Raw genomic sequence first — 24,541 nt, forward strand, 5'->3', positions numbered from 1 at the left:
CCCGCGCGGCCGCTGACCCGTCCGCCGATGCGGTCGGCGAGCGTGCGGGTGGCGCGGGCTGACGGCCTGCCGCTCGCCCGGTGCCGCCGGTGCGCGGCTGGCGGCGCCGGCGCCGGTCGGCGAACGGGCCGTGGCGGCGAGGGCGATGCCTCGCCAGGAGTGTGCGACCGGCGCGTACGCCGTTCGTGCCACGATGCGCCCGCCATGGCGATACCCCGCCTCAAATATCGGGTATGTGCTGATTAACCCCCCGAAATTGGACGTGGGTCTGGCGCTGGGTCTGGGGAAGTGGTCGGCGTGATCGACACCGAAGGCGCGTGCGCCGAGTGGACCTTTTCGGCTGAGCCCGATGCCGTACGTGCCGCCCGCCATGTCGTCCGCGACACCCTGCGCTCCTGGGAGCTGGACGCGGCCATCGGGGATGTGACGGTGCTGCTGGTGAGCGAGCTGGTGACCAATTCCCTGCGGTACGCCCACGGTCCGATCGGCGTCCGGATGATCCGGCTCCACGCCGATGACGGGTCCTTTCCGGCGCACCCGGCTCTCCTGGTCGAGGTCTCCGATCCGCTTCCGGATCCGCCCCTGGAACGGGCCGCGGGCCCCGATGACGAGGGCGGCCGAGGGCTGCAACTGGTCGCCTGCTCGGCCCGCCGCTGGGGGACCCGCAAAGGCAGGTCGGGCAAGACGGTGTGGTTCGAGCTGGCCCTGCCTGGTTAGAAGAGTGAAGGGACAACGATCACTTCCGGCTCGGCTCAAAACGAACGAGACCACCCTGTGATCGTGAACGGCGTGCCGACGGGGGCCGTAGTGCTGAATACTGCGGGGATGGCCGGTCCGGTGCGGTGAGCTGGAGGGGACGGTCGCGTGAGCGAGATACCTGAGACGGCGAACGGCGTCATGTGGCAGAGCAGTCCGCCTGGCTCGATCTATGACTACATCAGAGTCGCCTCCTTCTCGATCGGCCCCGACGGGCTGGTCGACCAGTGGAGCCTGCGCGCCGCTGATCTGTTCGGCATCACGGCCGAGCAGGTCAGGGGCAAGGACCCGGTCGAGGCGTTCATGCCGGCCGAGCTGCGGGCCGGCGGTCACCGCAAGGTCGCCGAGATCCTCAACGGCAAGGAATGGACCGGTCTCGTCCCGTTCCGGTTGCCGGGGGAGCGGCAGGTGCGCGGGATCGCCGAGGTTTATGTGATGCCGAGCGAGACCGAGCGCGGTGAACGGGCGGCGCTCTGCATCGTCGTCGATGTCCGCGCACTGCGGCGGATAGAGACGGATCTCGCTGCTTCGCAGGCCATTTTCGGCCAATCCCCTTTTGGCTTCCTGCTGTTCGACACGGACCTCACGGTCAAGCGCGCCAATCAGCGTTTCGCGACCGTCTTCGGGGGCTCCGCCGACGACCACCGCGGCCGCACCGTCCACGACTACCTCTCCCGTCCCGAGGCCGAGCGGATGACCGCCGCCCTCCGGCGCGTACTGGAGACCGGCGAGTCCGTCACCGACCTCCAGGTCACCGGCGCCGTCCCCGGCAGCACCGATCGCCGGCACTGGTCGATCAACCTCTACCGCGTGCACAGCGGATCCGGCCGGCCGGTCGGCGTCGCCGGACTCGGCACCGACGTCACCCGCCGCCAGATCGCCGCCCGCGAGGCCGCCAGCGCCCGCCGCAACCTCGCCCTCCTCAACGAGGCCAGTGCCCGCATCGGCAACTCCCTCGACCTGGAGACCACCGCCCGCGAACTGCTCGACGTCGCCGTACCCGGCTTCTGCGACCTCGCCTCCGTCGACCTCTACCAAGGCCTGCTCACCGGCGAGGAGGCACCACCGGGCAGGGCCGACGGCAGCAGCGCCGAACTGCGCCGGGTCGCCTTCGCCAGCGCCGTATCCGACGTCCCGCTCCGCAACCCCGGCTCCTTGCCCGGCTGCTGTGACACGGGCCCCATCGACGTCGGCGCCGTACACCGCTACCCGTTCACCTCGTCGTGTGCGAGCGCCCTGCGCACGGGGAGGCTCCAGACCATGCCGGGAGTCGACGGCAGCCCCGTACAGTCCACGCTCGTCGTGCCGATGGTCGCGCACGACACCGTCGTCGGGCTGGTGCAGTTCTCCCGTACCAAGGGCAGCGAGCCCTTCGGGGAGCGGGACCGGGCCCTCGCCGTCGAGCTGGCCGCACGCGCCGCCGTCTGCATCGACAACGCCCGCCTCTACCGCCGGGAGCACGAGCGGGCACTGATCCTTCAGCGCAGCCTCCTGCCGCCCGGCGACCCGGAGGCCGCGGGCCTGGACATCGCCTGCCGCTATCTGCCCGGCAACACCGCGACCGAGGTGGGCGGCGACTGGTTCGACGTCATCCAACTGCCCGGACACCGCACCGCCCTGGTCGTCGGCGACGTCATGGGACGCGGGCTGAGGGCCGCCGTCGCCATGGGCGAGCTGCGCACCGCGGTACGCACCCTGGCCCAGCTCGACCTGGAGCCGGCCGAGGTCCTCTCCCATCTCGACGAGATCGCCCGCGGCCTCGGCACCCCGACGGGCGGCCGCCAGGCTTCCCGGGTCGCCACCAAGGCACGCGGCCCCGAGCTGTCCGAGGTCTACCTCGCGACCTGTGTGTACGCCGTCTACGACGCCGTCACCCGCCGCTGTACGTTCGCCAACGCCGGCCACCTGCCACCCGTGCTGGTCGAGCCGGGGGAGGCGGCGCTGCAGCTCGACGTGCCGCCCGGGATGCCGCTCGGGGTCGGTGGCGAGCCCTTCGAGGAGGTGGAGGTCGAGCTGCCGGAGGGCGCGCTGCTCGCCCTCTACACGGACGGGCTCGTCGAGTCGCGTCACCACCCCCTGGACGAGGGCATGCACGCCTTCCGCCGTGCGCTGACCGATCCCGGACGGCCGCTCGAAGACGTCTGCGACCACGTGCTGAACACCCTGGACACCCGGCACGGCGAGGACGACATCGCCCTGCTGATGGCCCGCATCCAGGGCCTGCCGGCCGAGGCGGTGGGCGACTGGCGGCTGCCGCGCGAGCCCCGGTCGGTGGGGCGCGCCAGGGAACTGGCCCGCGCCCAGCTGATCGCCTGGGACCTCGAACCACTGGTGGACACGGTCGAGCTGCTCGTCAGCGAACTGGTCACCAACGCGCTGCGGTACGGCGAGGGCGAGATACGGCTCCGGCTGCTGCGCGACCGCACCCTCGTCTGCGAGGTGTGGGACGCGGGCCTGGTCCAGCCCCGGCGGCGGCGGGCCCGGGACACCGACGAGGGCGGCCGCGGCCTCCAGCTCGTCGGCCTGCTCAGCGCGGGCTGGGGCTCGCGCCGCACACCTCGCGGCAAGACGGTCTGGTTCGAGCTCGCCCTGCCGGACGGCGACAGGGCGACCGAACCGACCGTCGACCAACTGCTGAGCATGTTCTGACGCGACGCGACCACCGCATCGCCGGCGGCCGGAGACCGGCCGCCGGCGATGCGGGTCAGGGGCTGCGGGTCAGGGTCGGCGGCGGCCGATCTTGTTGCCGAGCCAGACCAGGGGGTCGTATTTGCGGTCCACCGCCCGCTCCTTCAACGGGATCAGCGCGTTGTCGGTGATCTTGATCTGCTCGGGGCAGACCTCCGTACAGCACTTGGTGATGTTGCAGTAGCCGAGACCGTGCTCGTCCTGCGCCGTGCGCTTGCGGTCCAGGCCCGCTTCCTCCGCCGCGTCCAGCGGGTGCATGTCCAGCTCGGCGATGCGCATCAGGAAGCGCGGTCCGGCGAAGGCGGCCTTGTTCTCCTCGTGGTCGCGGACCACATGGCAGGTGTCCTGGCACAGGAAGCACTCGATGCACTTGCGGAACTCCTGCGGACGGTCCACGTCCTCCTGCCGCATACGGTAGTCACCCGGTGCGACACCCGGTGGCGGGACGAAGGAGGGGATCTCGCGGGCCTTCTCGTAGTTGAAGGACACGTCCGTGACCAGGTCGCGGACGACCGGGAAGGCGCGCAGCGGGGTCACCGTGATCACCTCGTCGCGCGAGAACACCGACATGCGCGTCATGCACATCAGCCGGGGCCGCCCGTTGATCTCCGCGCTGCACGAACCGCACTTGCCCGCCTTGCAGTTCCAGCGCACCGCGAGATCCGGGGCCTGGGTGGCCTGCAACCGGTGGATGATGTCGAGGACGACCTCGCCGTCGTTCACCTCGACGGTGAAGTCCTTCAGTCCGCCGCCGGCCGTGTCCCCCCGCCACACCCGGAAGCTGGCGTCATAGGTGGTCACTCGTAGAGCTCCTCTTCGGCGAGGTACTTGACCAGCTCCTCCTTGTCGAAGAGGGCGAGCAGGTCGGGACGGATGGGTTCGGTGTTCGTACGTTCCAGGGCGATCTGCCCCTCGTCGGCGTCGGGATCGGCGAGGCGGCACAGCAGGTTCACCCGCCGCCAGTCCCGCTCCATGTCCGGGTAGTCCTCGCGGGTGTGGCCGCCCCGGCTCTCCGTCCGCTCCAGCGCCGCCCGCGCTACGCACTCGCTGACCAGCAGCATGTTGCGCAGGTCCAGCGCCAGGTGCCAGCCGGGGTTGAACTGCCGGTGGCCCTCGACGCCCGCCCCGCGCGTGCGCACCCGCAGCTCGCCCAGCGTCCTCAGGGCCTGCTTCATCTCCTCCTCGCGCCGGATGATGCCGACCAGGTCGTTCATCGTCTGCTGGAGTTCCTGATGCAGGGTGTACGGGTTCTCCGGCCGCCCGCCGGCCGCGGCACCGTGGGCGGCGAACGGCCGCAGCGCCTCCTCCGCGGCCGCGGCGACCTGGGCGTCCGCCACCGCCGGCCGCGCGGCGCCGAGCCCGGCCGCGTACTGAGCCGCGGACAGCCCGGCCCGGCGGCCGAAGACCAGCAGGTCGGACAGCGAGTTGCCGCCGAGCCGGTTGGAGCCGTGCATTCCGCCCGCGACCTCACCGGCCGCGTACAGCCCCGGCACACCGACCGCCGCGGCCGTGTCCGACTCGACGGCGACCCCGCCCATCACGTAGTGGCAGGTCGGCCCGACCTCCATCGGCTCGGCCGTGATGTCGACATCGGCCAGCTCCTTGAACTGGTGGTACATCGACGGCAGCCGCCGCCGGATCACCTCGGCCGGCATACGGGTGGACACGTCCAGGAAGACCCCGCCGTGCGGTGAGCCGCGCCCCGCCTTGACCTCCGAGTTGATCGCGCGGGCGACCTCGTCGCGCGGGAGCAGCTCGGGGGGGCGCCGGTTGTTGTCCGGGTCCTCGTACCAGCGGTCGCCCTCCTCCTCCGTCTCGGCGTACTTCTCCCTGAAGACGTCGGGGATGTAGTCGAACATGAACCGCTTGCCGTCGCTGTTGCGCAGCACGCCGCCGTCGCCGCGTACGGACTCGGTGACGAGGATGCCCTTCACCGACGGGGGCCAGACCATCCCGGTCGGATGGAACTGGACGAACTCCATGTTCACCAGCGGCGCGCCCGCGAGCAGCGCCAGCGCGTGACCGTCGCCCGTGTACTCCCAGGAGTTGGACGTCACCTTGAAGGACTTGCCGATCCCGCCGGTCGCGAGGATCACGGAAGGGGCCTCCAGCACGAAGAAGCGGCCGGACTCCCGCTCGTAACAGAAGGCCCCGGAGACCCGGCCATCGTCTTTCAGCACACGCGTGACCGTGCACTCCTGGAAGACCTTCAGCCGGGCCTCGTAGTCCCCGAACCGCTCCTTGTCCTCCTGCTGGAGGGACACGATCTTCTGCTGGAGCGTACGGATCAGCTCCAGGCCGGTGCGGTCGCCGACGTGCGCGAGACGCGGGTACTCGTGGCCGCCGAAGTTGCGCTGCGAGATCCGCCCGTCCTTCGTCCGGTCGAACAGGGCGCCCCACGTCTCCAGCTCCCACACCCGGTCGGGCGCCTCGCGCGCGTGCAGCTCCGCCATGCGCCACTGGTTGAGGAACTTGCCGCCGCGCATGGTGTCGCGGAAGTGCACCTGCCAGTTGTCACCGGGATTGGCGTTGCCCATGGAGGCGGCGATGCCGCCCTCCGCCATCACCGTGTGGGCCTTGCCGAAGAGCGACTTGCAGATGACGGCCGTACGGGCGCCCTGCTCACGCGCCTCGATGGCGGCCCGCAGCCCGGCGCCGCCGGCGCCCACCACGACGACGTCCCACTGCTGCCGTTCCGCTTGCGTCATCAGGCACCTTCCATGTCAGAACAGCCTCGGATCGTCGAAAGCGCCGGTGGCCAGCAGGTACACGTAGAAGTCGGCGAGCGCGACGCTGATCAGCGACGCCCACGCGAGTTGCATATGGCGGGCGTTGAGCCGACCGACCCAGTTCCACATCCGGTAGCGGACGGGATGCTTCGAGAAGTGCTTCAGCCGGCCGCCGACGATGTGCCGGCAGGAGTGGCAGGAGAGCGTGTACGCCCAGATCAGCACGATGTTGACGAGGAAGACCAGCGTCCCCAGACCCATGTGCCCCCACGCGTAGGAGGCGTCGCGGAAGGCGAGCACGGTGTCGTACGTGAGGATCCCCGCGACGGGCAGGGCGGCGTAGAAGAAGTACCGGTGGATGTTCTGCAGGACCAGCGGGAAGCGGGTCTCGCCGGTGTACTTCTTGTGCGGCTCGGCGACCGCGCAGGCCGGGGGCGACGCCCAGAAGCCCCGGTAGTAGGCCTTGCGGTAGTAGTAGCAGGTCAGCCGGAAGCCGAGCGGGAAGATCAGGATCAGCAGGGCGGGGGACAGGCCCCACCAGTTGCCGAAGATCTCCCAGTTGGGGCCGTCCTTCATCGGTACGCAGTTCTCGGCGAGGCACGGCGAGTAGAACGGCGAGACGTAGGGCGCGGCGTAGTAGTCGCTGTTCGCGAAGGCGCGCCAGGTGGAGTAGACGACGAACGCCAGCAGTCCGGCGGCGGTGGCGGCCGGCGCGAGCCACCAGCGGTCGGTACGGAGGTGGCGGGGCGCGATGGCGGCGCGCGTCGGGCTGTGCACGCCGGTGGCGTCGACACAGCCCGTGCCGCCGGCGCGGCCCGTGTCGGTGTCGGGTGGTTCGGTGCCTGTGGCCAACGGGATCTCCTCGGGCGCGGGCCGGTCCTGGCGCGCGCCGGTCGGTCAGGGGTGTGGGGGTCCGGCGGGGGTGGCGGAGGCGGTGCGGTGGCGTTCGGACGCCGGGCGGTGGTGGCCGGGCGGTGGTGGCCGGGCCGGGTGCCCGGGGGCTGGGTGGAGGTGCGTACCGGCCGGGCGCCTGCCGGTACTCCGGAGGCGGAGGCGGAGGCGGAGGCGGAGGCGTACGTGCGGACGCCGGGCGGGGCGGGACCGGCCGGGCCACGGAGCCGTGACCCATGCCGGCGGGGGGCGCCGGAACGGCAGCCCCCGGGCGACGCCCGAGCGCCGAACCGGGCGCGCCCCCGCCCGTACCGAGCAGGCACCTGGACGCGCCGTCGCCGGAGCGGTGGCGTGGCGCGAGGGGGCGCGCGCAGGGCGCCCGCCCACGGCCCGCGCCCCGAGCCCGGTCCACCGCCCGTCAGGGCGCGTGGCGGTCTCGGGCGCCCAGGCCCTCGTCGTCCGAGTCCGTCCACAGCGAGCTGTCGTACGGGGTGTCGGGGATGGTGACCAGGCCGTCCGGCCGGCCGACCGCCGCGGGAACCGGCTTCCCCTCCCGCTGCTGCGCGAGGCTCCGCTCCAGTTGTCCGACGGAGCGGACCAGGTCGTCGAGGCAGCGCTTGACGGCCGTCAAATCATCTTGAAGTGACATGAATTGCCCTCACTTCCGCGATCGCGGGTGGCAAACACGCGCCTGCGAGTGTTGCGCGTCACATCCCCCATTGTGAAGCCACGTGCACGGATTCCACTCTCCCGGGCTTGGGCCGCACGGGTGGAGTTCGCGGCCGATCCCGCCGTGTCGCCGCCGCGGGGCCCTCCCGGTCCATTTCAGTGTATGGGCAATAGGTGTGATCATCCCTAAATTCCACAAAACAGGACGAAGAGGTACAAGACATGTCCCACGTCGGCGCCCCTCGGGGGAGGACATGCTCCCGGGGTCCCCGTTCCCGCACACTCCGGTCCGCCGTCCTCCTCACCACCGGCGTACTCGCCGTCTCCGTACTGAGCGGATGCAGCTCCGGCGAGGAGGAGAGCGGCGCCAGGGCCGCTGCCCCGGACATCGCCCCCGCGGCGCGTGCCAAGGTCGCCGACGGCGGCACGCTGCGCTGGGCCGTCGAAGCGATGCCGACGACCCTCAACGCCTTCCAGGCCGACGCGGACGCCACCACCGCGCGCATCGCCCAGGCCGTGCTGCCCAGCCTCTTCACCCTGGACGACCGCGGCCGTCCCCAGCGCAACCCGGACTACCTGGAGTCCGCCGAGATCGTCGAGCGCGAGCCCAAGCAGGTCGTCCTGTACAAGCTCAACCAGCAGGCGGTGTGGACCGACGGCCGCGAGATCGGCGCCTCCGACTTCGTCGCCCAGTGGCGCGCCCTCAGCGGCAAGAACTCCGCCTACTGGACCGCCCGCAACGCCGGCTACGAGCGCATCGAGAAGATCGAGCGCGGCGCCAGCGACCTGGAGGTCCGGGTCACGTTCAACAGGCGGTACGCCGACTGGCGCGCCCTGTTCTCGCCGCTCTACCCCAAGGACGTCATGGGGACGCCGGCCGCGTTCAACGACGGCGCCCGTACGCAGCTGAAGTCGTCCGCCGGCCCCTTCCAGTTCCAGGGCATCGACACCGCGAGCGGTACGGCGACGCTCGTACGCAACCCGCGCTGGTGGGGCCAGCCGGCCAAGCTCGACTCGATCGTGCTCAGCGCCGTCCCGCACGCGGGCCGCGCCACCGCGCTCGCCCGGGGCACGGTCCACCTCGCCGAGATCGACCGCGCCACGGCCGACCGCATCGCCCTCGCGGTACGGGAGTCGGACCCGGCGCACGGCCAGCCCCTGACGCACGGCCCGGGTGCGGACGTCACGCCCTCGGCCGCCCTGAAGTCCTGGGCGCTGGCGTACGGCTCCGACCCCGCGAAGGCCCGGCTGTTCCAGGCGGCGCGCCAGAGGAACCAGCAGGCCATCGCGGCGTACGCGGCCGAGCAGAAGGCGCTGCGCGGCTTCGTCGTCCGCAAGTCGCTGGAGCCGGCGTACACGCAGCTGGCGATGAACGGCGAGTCCGGCCCGCTCTCCGACGAGCGGGTACGCCGCGCGGTGGCCCGCGCCCTGAACCGCCAGGAGCTCGCCGAGACGGTCCTCAAGCCCCTCGGGCTGCCCGCCCAGCCGGTCGGCAGCCATCTCGCGCTCGCCGGGCAGCCCGCGTACGCGGACAGCAGCGGCGCCCTGGGCAGCCAGGACACCGAGGAGGCCCAGGCCCTGCTGGCCGACGCGGGCTGGACGCGGGGCGGCGCCCGCAAGCCCGCCGGCCCGGACGCCGGACCGAAGAGAGCCGGCGCCGAGGCCTCCGCGGCGGCACACAAGCCCGGCAAGGACGAGAAGGGCGACGCCCCGTCCAGCGACGGTCTCTACATCGTCGGCGACGACAAGCCGAGCCTCGACAGTCCCGCCCTCGACAGACCCGGCATCGACAGGCCCGGCATCGGCGCCAACAGCGGCCCGGACGGTACGCACGTCCTCGCCCCCGCGCCCGCCGCGGCGGCCCAGGGCATCGCCCTCCTCCGCCAGGCCGAGGCCGTCGGGGACACGGACGCCGACAAGGGCGCGCCCGACCGGCCCAAGGCGCACAGCGCCCAGAGCGCCCAGGGCGGCGGCGTCCCGGGCGCCTACGCGCCCCGTGGCACCGCCGCCCCGGCCCCCGCCGCGGCGGCCGGCCCCCTCGGCAAGGACGGCGAGTCGCTCACCCTCCGCTTCGTGCTCCCCTCGGGCCCGGGCTCCGAGTCCCTGCGCGCGGTCGGAGAGAAGATCTCCGGGATGCTGGACCGCGTCGGGATCAGCACCGAGATCACCAAGGTCCCCGACGAGAGCTACTTCAAGGACCACATCGCCTCCGGCGACTACGACCTGGCCCTCTACTCCTGGCCCGCCACCGCCTACCCGGCCACGGACGGGCGGCCCATCTTCGCCAAGCCCCAGCCGGCCGGCGACGGCTCCCTGCTGGTGGAGCAGAACTACACCCGGGTCGGTACGGACCACATCGACCAGCTCTTCGACCAGGCGGCCGCCGAGCTCGACGAGAACGCCGCCCGGGAGCTGGTCAAGCAGGCCGACGCCCGAATCTGGGCCGCGGCCGGCTCGATCCCCCTGTACCAGCGGCCGCAGCTGGTGGCCGCGAGGACGGACGTCGTGAACGCCGGGGCCTTCGGTTTCGCCACGCCCCGGTACGAGGACATCGGCTTCACCCAGCGGCCGAAGAAGTAGCCGCCACGGCCGCCACAGCCGCCACGACACCGTAAACAGGAAGAAAACCAAAGGTCACAGAGCCGGAATCGGCTTACGTCGCTTGCCCGTCGGCACCGCCGGCGGGCAAGCTGGCGTGCGGACCCCGCCCCGGGCAGGACAGCCGCCCTCCGCGCGCCCGCTCCCGCGGCCACCCTCGCGCTCCCCACCTGCGCTCACGCCCCTGTTCGATCTTCTCGAACGGGCCGCGAGGCCCAAGCGCGCGTCGGCCCCGTACCATGGGACACAGCCGTGGCGCGTCCGCCCGGCGGGCGTACGAGGAACAAAGAGACGCCGCACCCACGATTTGAGAGAAGCGCCAGCCACTCATGCCCACGCGCCACGACATCCGTAACGTAGCCATCGTCGCCCACGTCGACCACGGCAAGACCACTCTGGTCGACGCCATGCTGAAGCAGGCCGGTGCGTTCGCCGCGCACGCCGCCGAGCACCTCGACGACCGGATGATGGACTCGAACGACCTGGAGCGTGAGAAGGGCATCACGATCCTGGCGAAGAACACCGCCGTCAAGTACCACCCCAAGGACGGCGGGGACCCGGTCACGATCAACATCATCGACACCCCCGGCCACGCCGACTTCGGCGGTGAGGTCGAGCGCGGCCTGTCGATGGTGGACGCGGTCGTCCTTCTCGTGGACGCCTCCGAGGGCCCGCTCCCGCAGACCCGCTTCGTGCTCCGCAAGGCCCTCCAGGCCAAGATGCCGGTCATCCTCTGCATCAACAAGACCGACCGCCCGGACTCCCGGATCGCCGAGGTCGTCGACGAGACCTACGACCTGTTCCTGGACCTGGACGCGACCGAGGAGCAGATCGAGTTCCCGATCGTCTACGCCTGCGCCCGTGACGGCGTCGCCTCGCTGACCAAGCCCGAGGACGGCACCGTCCCGGCCGACAGCGACAGCCTGGAGCCCTTCTTCTCCACCCTGCTGGAGACCGTCCCGGCCCCCGAGTACGACGAGAAGGCGCCGCTCCAGGCCCACGTCACCAACCTGGACGCCGACAACTTCCTCGGCCGTATCGCGCTGCTCCGCGTCGAGCAGGGCGAGCTGCGCAAGGGCCAGACGGTCGCCTGGATCAAGCGCGACGGCACCGTCTCCAACGTACGCATCAGCGAGCTGATGATGACCGAGGCGCTCACCCGCAAGCCGGCCGAGAAGGCGGGCCCGGGTGACATCTGCGCGGTCGCCGGTATCCCGGACATCATGATCGGCGAGACGCTGGCCGACCCGGAGAACCCGGTCGCGCTGCCGCTGATCACGGTCGACGAGCCGGCGATCTCGATGGTCATCGGTACGAACACCTCGCCGCTGGTCGGCCGGGGCGCCACCGGCAAGGGCGCGGACAACAAGGCGGCCGTGAAGGACCGCAAGGTCACCGCCCGCCAGGTGAAGGACCGCCTGGACCGCGAGCTGATCGGTAACGTCTCGCTGCGCGTCCTCGACACCGAGCGCCCCGACGCCTGGGAGGTGCAGGGCCGCGGCGAGCTGGCGCTGGCCATCCTGGTCGAGCAGATGCGCCGCGAGGGCTTCGAGCTGACCATCGGCAAGCCGCAGGTGGTCACCAAGGAGATCGACGGCAAGGTCCACGAGCCGGTCGAGCGCATGACCATCGACGTGCCCGAGGAGCACATGGGCGCCGTCACGCAGCTCATGGGCGTCCGCAAGGGCCGCATGGACAACATGTCCAACCACGGCTCGGGCTGGGTGCGCATGGAGTTCGTCGTGCCGTCCCGCGGCCTCATCGGCTTCCGTACCGAGTTCCTGACGCAGACGCGCGGCACGGGCATCGCCCACTCCATCCACGAGGGCCACGAGCCGTGGTTCGGCACGCTGACGACCCGTAACAACGGCTCGCTCGTCGCCGACCGCTCCGGCGCGGTCACCGCCTTCGCGATGACCAACCTTCAGGAGCGCGGCGTCCTCTTCGTGGAGCCGGGCACCGAGGTGTACGAGGGCATGATCGTCGGCGAGAACTCCCGCTCCGACGACATGGACGTCAACATCACCAAGGAGAAGAAGCTCACGAACATGCGGTCGTCCTCGGCCGACTCGTTCGAGGCGATCGTCCCGCCGCGCAAGCTGTCGCTGGAGCAGTCGCTGGAGTTCTGCCGCGACGACGAGTGCGTCGAGGTGACCCCGGAGGCGGTCCGCATCCGCAAGGTGAACCTGGACGCCCGCGAGCGCGCCCGCGCCGCCTCACGCGCCAAGCACGGCTGAGCTTCGCCGACGTGGCGCCGACCAGACTCGGCGTGACATCGGCATGGCAGTGCACGGACCTGACGGCCCCTCACGGTTTCCCGTGAGGGGCCGTTGTCTTGTTCCGATCCGGAGGACTGTCAAACGACTTTGGACACCCGGGTGTCCGGATATCGGCCGCCCTTCTCCGTTAGGTGTGCTAACGGTCCGTTTCGCGGGTGTCTGTGTGTGATCGCTTTGTCCGGATTTCGGGCTTCGAGGTCTTGGTGATGTTGTCAAAACGAGACCCTTTAAGTGTGGTTTACGGCTTGGACGTACTTAATAGTTGGCTCCATTGAGCTCGGGTCAATGGGTCACGCGCTGTGGGGAGCGCCGACTCACGAGCACACTCGGGGCACTTGGTTCCTCGTCGTCAGGGGTGTCGGCGAAACCGGAAGTGCCCCTCTTGTAGTGACAAGTGGACTCATGAGGAGGAAACCCATGCGCGGTGCCAAGAGCGCCAAGTGGGTCGCGGGTGCGATAGTCGTCGCCCTGGCCGCGACTGCGTGCGGCGGTGGCAAGGACGGCGACGCCGCTTCGAAGGAGAAGGGCAAGCCGGCGGGTTACGTCTCCGTCGACGTCGGCGAGCCGCAGAAGCCGCTCATCCCGGCCGACACGAACGAGCAGCTCGGCAGTTACGTGATCCAGTCGCTGTTCACTCAGCTGCTGGACTTCGACGCGCAGGGCAAGATCGTCTACACCAACGCCGAGTCGATCAAGACGACCGACTCCAAGGTCTGGACGGTCACCCTCAAGAAGGGCTGGAAGTTCCACAACGGCGAGGAGGTCACCTCCGAGTCGTACATCAACGCGTGGAACTGGTACGCCAACGTCAAGAACAAGCAGCAGAACGCCTTCTGGTTCGAGGACATCGAGGGCTACGCGGACGTCCACCCGGAGAAGGGTGACCCGAAGAGCGACAAGATGTCCGGTCTGAAGGCCGTGGACGACCACACCTTCACCATCACGCTCTCCAAGCCGGTCCCGTACTTCGAGTACAAGCTCGGCTACACCACCTGGGCCCCGCTGCCCAAGTCGTTCTACGCCGACCCGAAGGCGTTCGGTCAGAAGCCGGTCGGCAACGGTCCCTACATCTTCGAGAAGTGGGACCACAAGAAGCTGATCCGAGTCAAGGCGAACCCCGACTACAAGGGTCCGAACAAGGCCAAGAACAAGGGCATCCTGTTCAAGAACTACGCCACCGTGGAGGCGGCGTACCAGGACCTGCTCTCCGGCAACCTGGACATGATCCGCCAGGTCGGCCCGAAGGACCTGCCGAAGTACAAGCAGGACCTGGGCGACCGCGCCATCGAGCAGCCGTACGCGGCCATCCAGAGCCTCGTGCCGGTGTTCTACTCGAAGACCTTCAAGGGCATCAACCCGAAGGTCCTCCAGGGTCTGTCGATGGCTATCGACCGCGAGACGATCACCAAGACCGTCCTCAACGGCACCCGCAAGCCCGCCACCAGCTTCGTCCCCGAGGGCGTCGCCGGTAAGCAGGACCTGGGCAGCGACGTCTTCACGTACAACCCGGCCAAGGCCAAGAAGATGGTGGCCGAGAACGGCGGCATTCCGGGCAACAAGATCTGGATCCAGTTCAACGCCGACGGCGGCCACAAGGAATGGGTCACGGCCGTCTGCGAGTCCATCCGCAACGCGACCGGGGTCGAGTGCATCCCGGACGCCAAGCCGGACTTCCAGACCGACCTGGAAGCGCGTGACAACAACCAGGTCAAGTCGATGTACCGCGGCGGCTGGGTCGCCGACTACCCGGTCAACGCCAACTTCATGCGCGAGCTCTACAGCTCCACCGCCGAGGCGAACAACGGCCGATTCTCCGACAAGGCGGTCGACGCCGCGTTCAAGAAGGCCGACAACGCCAAGTCTCTGGAAGAGTCGATCAAGCTCTACCAGGACGCTGAGAAGCTGGTGCTCGCCAAGATGCCGGCCATCCCGCTGTGGGAGTACAAGATCAACGGTGGTCACTCCGAGGCGGTCGACAACGTGACCGTCGACTTCCACGGTGACTTCAACCTCAGCGAAGTCACCGTCAAGTAACCCCCCTGCGGGCCCCCCACCCGGCCATCAGCCGCCACCGCACCGGCGGCAGGCCCGGGGCCGCTCCCTGGATCCAGGGAGCGGCCCCGGGCTGTAGTTATCCACACGGAGGCAAACAATGGGGCGTTACGTCGCGCGGCGACTGCTCCAGATGATCCCGGTCTTCATCGGGTCAACCTTGCTGGTCTTTTCCATGATGTACGCGCTGCCCGGCGATCCCGTGCGCGCGCTCGCGGGAGAACAAGCCGTAGACCCGGTGCAGATCGCCGCGATGAAGAAGGAGCTCGGGCTCGACCTTCCTCTCTGGCACCAGTACCTCAACTATCTGACCGGCCTGTTCCAGGGTGACTTCGGCACGCAGATCGCCACTCAGCGGCCGGTGGCCGAAGAGATCGCCCGGGCGTTCCCGATCACCATCCGTCTGGCCCTGTTCGCCTTCGTCTTCACCACCGTGGTCGGCATCGCCATGGGCGTGTTCGCCGGCCTGAAGGCCGACATGCTCCGGGACCGCACGCTGCTCCTCATCACGCTGCTGCTGATCTCCGTCCCGTCGTTCGTCCTCGGCTTCCTCGCGCAGGTCTTCTTCGCCCACCAGTTGGGCTGGGTCGATCCCAACGTGAGTCCGGAGGCGGCCTGGGACGAACTCGTCCTGCCGGCCGTCGTTCTCGGCTCCCTCTCGCTGGCGTACGTCGCCCGGCTCACCCGTACCTCTGTGGCCGAGAACCTGCGGGCCGACTACATGCGCACCGCAGTGGCCAAGGGCCTGCCACGCCGCCGCATCATCGGCGTCCACCTGCTGCGCAACTCGATGATCCCGGTCGTCACCTTCCTCGGCACCGACATCGGCACCCTGATGGGCGGCGCGGTCGTCACCGAGGGCATCTTCAACGTCCAGGGCGTCGGTAACGCCGTCTTCCAAGCGCTCCGGCACCGCGAGGGGTCCACGGTCGTGGGCATCGTCACTTTGATCGTGATCGTCTACCTCGTCGCCAGCCTGCTCGTCGACCTGCTCTACGCGGTCCTGGACCCGAGGATCCGTTATGCCTGAGGCACTCGAAGCGACCACCAAGGACGCGACCGCACCCGAGTCGGTCCCCGCGGCACCGCCTGCGGAAAAGGACGCGAGAGCGCGGAGCCTGTGGTCCGACGCCTGGCACGACCTGCGTCGCAACCCACTCTTTCTCGTCTCAGCGGTGCTCATCGTCGTCCTGCTGGCAATGGCAGTCGCTCCCTGGCTGTTCACCAGCGCCGACCCGCGCCACGCGGACCTCGCGAAGCACTACCTCCAGAAGCCCAACTGGTCGCACTTCTTCGCTGAGGACTGGTTCGGCTACGACATCCAGGGCCGTTCCATCTACGCCCGTGTCATCTACGGCGCCCGCGCGTCGATCGCCGTCGCTGTCGGCGTGACCGCGCTGGTCACCATCCTGGGCACCCTCGTCGGTATGCTCGCCGGCTACTTCGGCGGACTGCTGGACACCATCCTGTCCCGCATCACCGACGTCTTCTTCGGCGTCCCCTTCATCCTCGGAGCGATGGTGGTCCTCACCTCCTTCGAGGAGCGCAAGCTGTGGGTCGTGATCCTGTCGCTGGCCTTCCTCGGCTGGACCCAGATCGCCCGTGTCGCCCGCGGCTCGGTGATCACCATCAAGCAGGCGGACTATGTCGTGGCGGCGAAGGCGCTCGGCGCCTCCACCAGCCGCATCCTGCTGCGCCACATCCTGCCCAACGCCATGGCCCCGGTCATCGTGGTCGCGACCATCGCGCTCGGCGGCTACATCTCGGCCGAGGCCACGCTGTCCTTCCTGGGCATCGGTCTCGCCGAGCCGACCGTGTCGTGGGGTGTGGACATCTCCTCCGGCCAGGAACAGCTGCGCAACGCCGCATTCGTACTGATCATCCCATCGGTCATGGTGTCGATCACCGTCCTGGCGTTCATCATGCTCGGCGATGCGGTCCGCAACGCCCTCGACCCCAAGCTGCGCTGAGGGAGGCGTACGTGATCACCATCGACAAGAAGACGGACGTCCCCGCCCCGCGCGGCGCTGAGGACAGCGGCGGTTCGCTGCTCGAAGTACGCGATCTGCACGTGGAGTTCCACACTCGTGACGGCGTGGCCAAGGCCGTCAACGGTGTCAATTACAGCGTGAACGCCGGAGAGACGCTGGCCGTGCTGGGCGAGTCCGGCTCAGGCAAGTCCGTCACCGCCCAGGCGATCATGGGCATCCTGGACATGCCGCCCGGCAGGATTCCGAAGGGAGAGATCCTCTTCCGCGGCGAGGACATGCTCAAGATGTCCTACGAGGAGCGGCGGAACATCCGCGGCCGGAAGATCGCGATGATCTTCCAGGACGCCCTGTCCTCCCTCAACCCCGTGCTGTCCGTGGGCTACCAGCTCGGCGAAATGTTCCGGGTGCACGAGGGCATGTCCAAGAAGCAGGCCAAGGCCAAGTCCATCGAGCTGATGGACAAGGTCAAGATCCCGGCCGCGGCGGCCCGCGTCAACGACTACCCGCACCAGTTCTCCGGCGGTATGCGCCAGCGCATCATGATCGCCATGGCGCTGGCGCTGGAGCCTGACCTGATCATCGCCGACGAGCCGACCACCGCGCTCGACGTGACGGTCCAGGCGCAGGTCATGGACCTGCTCGCGGACCTTCAGCGCGAGTACAACATGGGCCTGATCCTGATCACCCACGACCTCGGTGTGGTCGCCGACGTCGCCGACAAGATCGCGGTGATGTACGCCGGCCGGATCGTCGAGCAGTCGCCGATCCACGAGCTGTACAAGCGGCCCGCCCACCCGTACACGCGTGGCCTGCTGGACTCCATTCCGCGCCTGGACCAGAAGGGCCAGGAGCTCTTCGCGATCAAGGGCCTGCCGCCCAACCTGCTGCACGTCCCGGCGGGCTGCGCCTTCAACCCGCGCTGTCCCAAGGCACAGGACGTCTGCCGTACGGACTTCCCGGCCCTGGTGCCGGTGACCGAGCAGGACGGGACGGAACTGCCCGGCCGCCGCAGCGCGTGCCACTTCTGGAAGGAGACCATCCATGGCTGAGCTCAGCAAGGCCGCCACGTCGGCAGAGGGCGCGGCCGTGGACGCGACCCCCAGCGTCACCGAGGTCGAGACGGTCGAGGCGGCCACCGAGGCGGAGGCCGTAGCCGCTGTCGAGGCCCCCGTCGAGCGTGGTGAGCCGATCCTCCAGGTGCGCAACCTGGTCAAGCACTTCCCGCTGACCCAGGGCATCCTGTTCAAGAAGCAGGTCGGCGCGGTCAAGGCCGTGGACGGCATCTCCTTCGACCTCTACCAGGGGGAGACGCTCGGCATCGTCGGCGAGTCCGGCTGCGGCAAGTCGACCGTGGCCAAGCTGCTGATGCTGCTGGAGACGGCGACCTCGGGCCAGGTCTTCTACAAGGGCCAGGACATCACCAAGCTGTCCGGGCGCGCGCTGAAGGCGGTCCGCCGCAACATCCAGATGGTGTTCCAGGACCCGTACACCTCCCTGAACCCCCGGATGACGGTCGGCGACATCATCGGCGAGCCCTACGAGATCCACCCCGAGGTGGCCCCGAAGGGCGACCGGCGCCGCAAGGTGCAGGAGCTGCTCGATGTGGTCGGTCTGAACCCCGAGTACATCAACCGCTATCCGCACCAGTTCTCCGGCGGCCAGCGCCAGCGCATCGGCATCGCGCGCGGCCTGGCGCTCAACCCGGAGATCATCATCTGCGACGAGCCGGTCTCGGCGCTGGACGTCTCGGTGCAGGCGCAGGTGATCAACCTGATGGAGAAGCTCCAGGACGAGTTCAACCTGTCGTACCTCTTCATCGCGCACGACCTGTCGATCGTCCGGCACATCTCCGACCGGGTCGGCGTGATGTACCTGGGCAAGATGGCCGAGATCGGTACGGACGTACAGATCTACGACCACCCGACGCACCCCTACACCCAGGCCCTGCTGTCGGCCGTCCCGGTCCCCGACCCGGAGGCCCGCGAGGGCCGCGAGCGGATCATCCTCACCGGTGACGTCCCCTCGCCGGCGAACCCGCCGTCCGGCTGCCGCTTCCGTACGCGGTGCTGGAAGGCGGAGGACAAGTGCGCCGCCGAGGCGCCGCTGCTGGCGGTCCCGGAGCGGTTCCAGGGCTCCGACAGCCCGGCGGCGCACGAGTCGGCGTGCCACTTCGCCGAGGAGAAGGACGTCGTCCACGCGGCGTAAGCCTGTGCGGTACGTGTACGAGGGCGCCCTGGGCCGATCCGGCCCGGGGCGCCCTCCCGCATGCGGGTGGTCGGCCGCCCGGACGGGCGGGTAAAGAGTGCGCTATCGGTGCGTATGGGGTGGTATGTGGGCCTAGGCCGAGACCGAGGACCAACGGGAGGCACCCATGCGCGGAGCCACGCACGCCAAGTGGGCCGCAGGTGCGGCGGCCGTCGCCCTCGTGGCGACCGCCTGCGGCGGCGGCGCGGGCAGCGGTGGCGCCGACGGCATCCTCAGCTCCTCCTGGGGCGACCCGCAGAACCCCATCGAGCCGGCCAACACCAATGAGGTCCAGGGCGGCAAGGTCCTCGACATGATCTTCCGGGGCCTGAAGCGGTACGACCCGAAGACCGGCGAGGCCAAGGACATGGTCGCCGAGCGGATCGAGACGACCGACTCACGCAACTTCACCATCACCCTCAAACCCGGCTGGACGTTCAGCAACGGCGAGCCGGTCACCGCCAAGTCCTTCACCGACGCCTGGAACTACGGCGCCCACGTCGGCAACAAGCAGGCCAACGCGCCCTTCTTCAGCGACATCGTCGGCTACGACGACGTCCACCCCGCCTCCGGAAACCCCCGGGCCAAGACGATGAGGGGCCTGGTCGTCAAGAACGACCGCACCTTCACCGTCGCCCTGAAGGACACGTTCTCCTCCTGGCCCGAGACCCTCGGCTACCAGGCGTTCGTCCCGCTGCCCCGGGTGTTCTTCACCGACCACGACGCCTGGCTGAACAAGCCCATCGGCAACGGCCCCTACACCGTCGAGTCGTACGCCAAGGGCAGCGGCATGAAGCTGCGCAGGTGGGACGGGTACAAGGGGGACGACAAGGCGAAGAACGGCGGTGTGGACCTCACCGTCTACACCGACAACAACACCGCCTACACCGACCTGATGGCCGGCAACCTCGACCTCGTCGACGACGTACCGGCCCAGCAGCTCAAGAACGTCAGGAACGACCTCGGCGACCGCTACGTCAACCAGCCGGCCCTCATCATCCAGACCCTGGTCTTCCCGATGTACCGGCCGGAGTGGTCCAAGCCCGGCATGGAGAAGGTCCGCCGCGGGCTGTCCATGGCGATCAACCGCAAAGAGATCACCCAGCAGATCTTCCAGCGGACCCGTACGCCCACCAAGGACTGGACCTCGCCCGCTCTCGGCCGGGACGGCGGCTACGAGGACATGTGCGGCGACGCGTGCGCGTACAACCCCGCCCAGGCCAAGAAGCTCATCCAGGAGGGCGGCGGCCTGCCCGGCGGCAAGCTGACGCTCACCTCCAACGTGGACACCGGCTCCCACCGCGCCTGGATGGACGCGGTCTGCAACAGCGTCAACAACGCGCTCGGCCGGGGCGCCGTCTGCACCGTCAACCCCGTCGGCACCTTCGCCGACTTCCGTAACCAGCAGACCGCGTTCCGGCTCACCGGCCCCTTCCGCTCCGGCTGGCAGGCCGACTACCCGCTCATCCAGAACTTCCTGGAGCCGCTCTACTACACCGGCGGCTCCTCCAACTACGGCAAGTTCAGCGACAAGCGGTTCGACGCGCTCGTCGACAAGGCCAACCGCGAGACCGACCGGGCAGCGGCCGTCAAGGACTTCCAGGCCGCCGAGCGCATCCTCGCCGCACAGATGCCCGCCATTCCCCTCTGGTACCAGAACGGCAGCGCCGGCTGGTCCGACCGGCTCTCCGACGTGACCCTGAACCAGTTCAGCGTCCCGGTCTACGACCAGATCAAGGTCAGCTGACGCCAACCCCTTTGGAGCTCCCATGGGGCGCTATGTGATCCGGCGGCTGCTCCAGATGATCCCGGTGTTCATCGGCAGCACGTTCCTCATCTTCTTCATGGTGTACGCGCTGGGCGACCCGGTCGCGGCACTCTTCGGCGACAAGGCGCCCGACCCCGCCACCGCCGCCCGCATCCGCAAGGACCTCCACCTCGACCAGCCGCTGTGGAAGCAGTACCTGCTCTACATGGGGGCCATCTTCCAGGGCGACTTCGGCACCGCGTTCAACGGGCAGAAGGTCACCGAGCTGATGGCCGCCGCCTTCCCCGTCACCCTGCGGCTCACCCTCGTCGCCATCGTCATCGAGGTCATCATCGGCATCACGCTCGGCGTCATCAGCGGCCTCAGGCGCGGCCGCCCCCTCGACACCGGGCTGCTGGTCCTCACGCTCGTCGTCATCTCCGTCCCCACCTTCGTCTCCGGCTACCTCCTCCAGTTCCTCCTGGGCGTGAAATGGGGCTGGGTACGCCCCTCGGTCTCCTCCGACGCCCGCCTCGACGAGCTGATCCTCCCGGGCATCGTCCTCGCCCTGGTCTCCCTCGCCTACGTCACCCGGCTCAGCCGCACGTCCATCGCCGAGAACGTCCGCGCCGACTACGTCCGCACCGCCATCGCCAAGGGCCTGCCGCGCCACCGGGTGATCACCCGCCACCTGCTGCGCAACTCGCTCATCCCGGTCGTCACCTTCATCGGCGCCGACATCGGCTCCCTGATGGGCGGCGCCATCGTCACCGAGCGGATCTTCAACATCCACGGCGTGGGCTACCAGCTCTACCAGGGCATCCTGCGCAACAACGCGCCGACCGTCGTCGGCTTCGTGACGATCCTGGTGATCGTCTTCCTGGTGGCGAACCTGCTCGTCGACCTGCTCTACGCGGTCCTGGACCCGAGGATCCGTTATGCCTGAGCCGTACGAGAACGCCAAGGAAGCCATCGCCCCCACGGGCGCGGGCGGCGCCATGGACCTCGCCATGAGCGAGGCCGAAACCGTCCGCGCAGACGGGCGCGGGCCCCGCAGCCTGTGGTCCGACGCCTGGCACCAGCTGCGCCGCGACCCCGTCTTCCTCGTCTCCGCGGCGCTGATCGTCTTCCTCGTCCTGATCGCCCTGTGGCCCCAGATCCTCACCAGCGCCGACCCGCTCCGCTGCGACCTGTCCAAGTCGCAGCAGGGCGCCGCCCCCGGCCACCCCTTCGGGTACGACACCCAGGGCTGTGACGTGTACACGCGTACGGTGTACGGGGCCCGCGCCTCCATCACCGTGGGCGTCTGCGCCACCGTCGGCGCCGCGCTGCTCGGCAGCCTGCTCGGCGGGCTCGCCGGGTTCTTCGGCGGCTGGTGGGACGCCCTGCTGTCCCGGATCGCCGACGTGTTCTTCGGCATCCCCGTCATCCTGGGCGGCCTGGTCTTCCTGTCCGTCGTCACCAGCTCCACGGTGTGGCCGGTGGTCGGCTTCATCGTGCTGCTCGGCTGGCCCCAGGTCGCCCGGATCGCGCGGGGCGCGGTCATCACCGCCAAGCAGCACGACTATGTGCAGGCCGCGCGGGCGCTGGGCGCGGGCAGCGCGCGGATGCTGCTGCGGCACGTGGCTCCCAACGCCGTCGCGCCGGTGATCGTCGTGGCGACCATCGCACTCGGGACGTACATCGCGCTGGAGGCCACGCTGTCGTTCCTGGGCGTCGGGCTGCGGCCGCCCACCGTCTCGTGGGGCATCGACATCTCCAACGCCGCCCCGCAGATCCGCAACGCCCCGCACATGCTGCTGTGGCCGGCCGGTGCCCTCAGCGTCACGGTGCTCGCGTTCATCATGCTCGGCGACGCGGTGCGCGACGCCCTCGACCCCAAGCTCCGGTAGGCCCTCATGCTGCTCGAAGTCCGTGACCTGTACGTCGAGTTCCGTACGCGGGAGGGAATCGCGCACGCCGTCAACGGCGTCTCGTACGCGGTCGACGCGGGCGAGACCCTCGCCGTGCTCGGCGAGTCCGGCTCCGGCAAGTCCGTCACCGCGCAGGCCGTCATGGGCATCCTCGACATGCCGCCCGGCCGGATCACCGGCGGCGAGATCCTCTTCCAGGGCAGGGACCTGCTCACCCTCAAGGAGGACGAGCGGCGCAAGGTGCGGGGCGCGCGGATGGCGATGATCTTCCAGGACGCGCTGTCCGCCCTGAACCCGGTGCTCAGCGTGGGCGACCAGCTCGGCGAGATGTTCGTCGTCCACCGCGGTATGTCGAAGAAGGACGCCCGCGCGAAGGCGATCGAGCTGATGGACCGGGTCCGTATCCCGGCCGCCCGCGAACGGGTCGGCCAGTACCCCCACCAGTTCTCCGGCGGTATGCGCCAGCGCATCATGATCGCGATGGCCATGGCCCTCGAACCTGCGCTGATCATCGCCGACGAGCCGACCACCGCCCTCGACGTCACCGTCCAGGCCCAGGTCATGGAGCTGCTGGCCGAGCTTCAGCGGGAACTCGACATGGGTCTGATCCTCATCACCCACGACCTGGGCGTCGTCGCCGACGTCGCCGACCGCATCGCCGTCATGTACGCCGGGCGGATCATCGAGACCGCCCCCGTCCACGACATCTACAAGGCGGCCGCTCACCCCTACACCCAAGGCCTCCTGGACTCCATCCCGCGCCTGCACCACAAGGGCCGGGAGCTGTACGCGATCAAGGGCCTGCCGCCCAGCCTGCTGGACATCCCGCCCGGCTGCGCCTTCCACCCGCGCTGCCCGCGCGCCCGGGACGTGTGCCGCACCGACGTACCGCCGCTGCACCCGGTCGCCCCCGACCGGCGCAGCGCCTGCCACTTCTGGAAGGAGACCCTCGATGCCTCCCATTCTTGAGGTGCGCGGCCTGGTCAAGCACTACCCGCTCACCCGGGGCGTGCTGTTCAAGAAGCGGATCGGGGCGGTCAAAGCGGTCGACGGCGTCGACTTCGAGCTGGCCGCCGGCGAGACGCTGGGCATCGTGGGGGAGTCGGGCTGCGGCAAGTCCACGGTCGCCAAGATGCTCGTCGGCCTGGAGCGGCCGACGGCCGGACAGATCCTGTACAAGGGCGAGGACCTCGCCGCGCTGTCGGGCCGCGCGCTGAAGGCGGTCCGCCGCAACATCCAGATGGTGTTCCAGGACCCGTACACCTCCCTGAACCCCCGGATGACGGTCGGTGACATCATCGGCGAGCCCTACGAGATCCACCCCGAAGTGGCCCCCAAGGGCGACCGCCGCCGAAGGGTGCGGGAACTGCTGGACGTCGTCGGGCTCAACCCCGAGTACATCAACCGCTATCCGCACCAGTTCTCCGGCGGCCAGCGCCAGCGCATCGGCATCGCCCGGGGCCTCGCGCTCCGGCCGGAGATCATCGTGGCCGACGAGCCGGTCTCGGCCCTCGACGTCTCCGTACAGGCGCAGGTCGTGAACCTGCTGGAGCGTCTTCAGGGCGAATTCGGACTGTCGTACGTGTTCATCGCCCATGACCTGTCGGTCGTGCGGCACATCGCCGACCGGGTGGGCGTGATGTACCTCGGGCGGATCGTCGAGACCGGTACGGACGCGGAGATCTACGACCACCCCACGCACCCGTACACCCAGGCCCTGCTGTCGGCCGTCCCGGTCCCCGACCCGGACGCCCGGGAGCGGCGCGAGAGGATCCTGCTCACCGGGGACGTACCGTCGCCCACGAACATCCCCTCCGGCTGCCGCTTCCGCACCCGCTGCTGGAAGGCGCGCGAGCGGTGCGCCCTGGAGGTCCCGGCGCTGGCGGTCCCGGCGGCGCTCCATGACGTCGCCACGCCGGCCCGGCACCGCTCGGCGTGCCATTTCGCCGACGAGAAGCACATCGTCCTCGGCGGCGCATAGGGC

General features: G+C 69.5%; 18 protein-coding genes. 14 read left to right on the forward strand and 4 right to left on the reverse strand.

The features are described 5' to 3' along the window. Window positions 1-288: 288 nt before the first annotated feature. Together QWM81_RS10920 and QWM81_RS10925 are read left to right on the forward strand one after the other, a co-directional pair. Entirely contained in the window at window positions 289-717 is a 429-nt protein-coding gene (locus tag QWM81_RS10920; RefSeq protein WP_290111615.1) for an ATP-binding protein, read from the forward strand. Window positions 718-864: 147 nt separating this feature from the next. Further along, on the forward strand, window positions 865-3,405 hold the full coding sequence (locus QWM81_RS10925) for a SpoIIE family protein phosphatase (protein ID WP_290111616.1): 2,541 nt from the start codon (window positions 865-867) through the stop codon (window positions 3,403-3,405). A gap of 69 nt (window positions 3,406-3,474) precedes the next feature. On the opposite strand, the gene QWM81_RS10930 is transcribed toward QWM81_RS10925, so the two are convergent. The 4 genes from QWM81_RS10930 to QWM81_RS10945 all read right to left on the reverse strand — a co-directional run bounded on the left by QWM81_RS10930 (window position 3,475) and on the right by QWM81_RS10945 (window position 7,713). Next, a complete protein-coding gene (locus QWM81_RS10930) occupies window positions 3,475-4,245 on the reverse strand; it encodes a succinate dehydrogenase/fumarate reductase iron-sulfur subunit (protein ID WP_290111617.1) in 771 nt (256 codons plus the stop codon). Further along, window positions 4,242-6,152, reverse strand: coding sequence for a fumarate reductase/succinate dehydrogenase flavoprotein subunit (locus QWM81_RS10935; protein WP_290111618.1), 1,911 nt, complete (start codon window positions 6,150-6,152; stop codon window positions 4,242-4,244). The genes QWM81_RS10930 and QWM81_RS10935 overlap by 4 nt, the downstream gene beginning before the upstream one ends. 15 nt (window positions 6,153-6,167) lie before the next feature. Then, a complete protein-coding gene (sdhC, locus tag QWM81_RS10940; protein WP_290111620.1) occupies window positions 6,168-7,025 on the reverse strand; it encodes a succinate dehydrogenase subunit SdhC in 858 nt (285 codons plus the stop codon). A gap of 457 nt (window positions 7,026-7,482) precedes the next feature. Beyond that, window positions 7,483-7,713 (reverse strand): Rv0250c family protein, encoded by a 231-nt coding sequence (locus QWM81_RS10945; protein ID WP_290111622.1) that lies wholly within the window; start codon window positions 7,711-7,713, stop codon window positions 7,483-7,485. 242 nt (window positions 7,714-7,955) lie between these two features. Between QWM81_RS10945 and QWM81_RS10950 the strand changes: the two genes are divergently transcribed. The 12 genes from QWM81_RS10950 to QWM81_RS11005 all read left to right on the forward strand — a co-directional run bounded on the left by QWM81_RS10950 (window position 7,956) and on the right by QWM81_RS11005 (window position 24,538). Further along, the gene (locus tag QWM81_RS10950; protein WP_290111623.1) at window positions 7,956-10,313 is read left to right on the forward strand and encodes an ABC transporter family substrate-binding protein; all 2,358 of its coding nucleotides are present in this window, start codon (window positions 7,956-7,958) and stop codon (window positions 10,311-10,313) included. A 347-nt stretch (window positions 10,314-10,660) separates the two neighbouring features. Beyond that, on the forward strand, window positions 10,661-12,568 hold the full coding sequence (typA, locus tag QWM81_RS10955; protein WP_290111624.1) for a translational GTPase TypA: 1,908 nt from the start codon (window positions 10,661-10,663) through the stop codon (window positions 12,566-12,568). 459 nt (window positions 12,569-13,027) lie between these two features. Further along, window positions 13,028-14,644, forward strand: coding sequence for a peptide ABC transporter substrate-binding protein (locus tag QWM81_RS10960; protein WP_290111625.1), 1,617 nt, complete (start codon window positions 13,028-13,030; stop codon window positions 14,642-14,644). A gap of 118 nt (window positions 14,645-14,762) precedes the next feature. After that, window positions 14,763-15,692 carry an ABC transporter permease gene (locus QWM81_RS10965; protein ID WP_290111627.1) on the forward strand — a complete coding sequence of 310 codons (930 nt, stop codon included), beginning with the start codon at window positions 14,763-14,765 and terminating at the stop codon, window positions 15,690-15,692. Then, window positions 15,685-16,632, forward strand: a complete 948-nt coding sequence (locus tag QWM81_RS10970; protein WP_290111629.1) for an ABC transporter permease — start codon at window positions 15,685-15,687, stop codon at window positions 16,630-16,632. Before QWM81_RS10965 ends, QWM81_RS10970 begins: the two co-directional genes overlap by 8 nt. A gap of 11 nt (window positions 16,633-16,643) precedes the next feature. Then, window positions 16,644-17,702 (forward strand): ABC transporter ATP-binding protein, encoded by a 1,059-nt coding sequence (locus QWM81_RS10975; protein ID WP_290111631.1) that lies wholly within the window; start codon window positions 16,644-16,646, stop codon window positions 17,700-17,702. Further along, complete coding sequence (locus QWM81_RS10980) at window positions 17,695-18,858, forward strand: ABC transporter ATP-binding protein (protein WP_290111634.1); 1,164 nt, start codon at window positions 17,695-17,697, stop codon at window positions 18,856-18,858. The genes QWM81_RS10975 and QWM81_RS10980 overlap by 8 nt, the downstream gene beginning before the upstream one ends. Before the next feature lie 166 nt (window positions 18,859-19,024). Beyond that, a complete protein-coding gene (locus tag QWM81_RS10985) occupies window positions 19,025-20,644 on the forward strand; it encodes a peptide ABC transporter substrate-binding protein (RefSeq protein WP_290111636.1) in 1,620 nt (539 codons plus the stop codon). A gap of 22 nt (window positions 20,645-20,666) precedes the next feature. Continuing rightward, window positions 20,667-21,590, forward strand: coding sequence for an ABC transporter permease (locus QWM81_RS10990; RefSeq protein WP_290111638.1), 924 nt, complete (start codon window positions 20,667-20,669; stop codon window positions 21,588-21,590). After that, a complete protein-coding gene (locus QWM81_RS10995) occupies window positions 21,583-22,536 on the forward strand; it encodes an ABC transporter permease (RefSeq protein ID WP_290111640.1) in 954 nt (317 codons plus the stop codon). Before QWM81_RS10990 ends, QWM81_RS10995 begins: the two co-directional genes overlap by 8 nt. Before the next feature lie 6 nt (window positions 22,537-22,542). Continuing rightward, entirely contained in the window at window positions 22,543-23,526 is a 984-nt protein-coding gene (locus tag QWM81_RS11000; protein ID WP_290111641.1) for an ABC transporter ATP-binding protein, read from the forward strand. Beyond that, on the forward strand, window positions 23,510-24,538 hold the full coding sequence (locus tag QWM81_RS11005) for an ABC transporter ATP-binding protein (RefSeq protein ID WP_290111643.1): 1,029 nt from the start codon (window positions 23,510-23,512) through the stop codon (window positions 24,536-24,538). Before QWM81_RS11000 ends, QWM81_RS11005 begins: the two co-directional genes overlap by 17 nt. Window positions 24,539-24,541: the final 3 nt, after the last annotated feature.

This window comes from Streptomyces ficellus (assembly GCF_030406405.1).
GTDB lineage: Bacteria > Actinomycetota > Actinomycetes > Streptomycetales > Streptomycetaceae > Streptomyces > Streptomyces ficellus_B.